General features: G+C 50.6%; 1 pseudogene. It reads right to left on the bottom strand.

From position 1 onward, the window contains the following. Positions 1–411: pseudogene (locus tag J1781_RS00165) on the bottom strand (cytosol nonspecific dipeptidase); the annotation flags it as partial.

Genomic DNA, 411 nt, shown 5'->3' with positions numbered 1-411 from the left:
ATCTACCACGCCGGCAAAACTATCGCTCATCCGTATCACGCCATTGGGTAGGCTACGCAGCAAGTTAAGCACACGCTGACTGTCGGCTATACTAAGAGCGGAAAGGTTGGCAGCGTCAGATGACAGCGCGTCCGTGGCTACTAGTTTTTCAACAGTAACGGTGAGGTTGGGTTCCGTGATTTTATATTCAGCTTGTAGCGTTTGCAAGATAGTAGGAAGTAACTGGCTGATACGGTCAAAATCACCCAACACCGCCGCAGAGGCTTCACGCGTAATCACATTCCGCAGTACCCCACCTGTCCAGTGTTGTAGATAAAAAGGCGATGAGCCAAACAGGCTTGCCAGCACGCGCGCCAGTAACAAGTTAGCATTGGCTAAGCCTTTATGAATATCAATGCCAGAGTGCCCACC

The organism is Rahnella perminowiae, from assembly GCF_019049695.1.
Classification (GTDB): Bacteria; Pseudomonadota; Gammaproteobacteria; order Enterobacterales; family Enterobacteriaceae; genus Rahnella; species Rahnella perminowiae.
The sequence above is the reverse complement of the archived record's forward strand: the minus strand, read 5'-3'. Positions and strand labels throughout refer to the sequence as shown.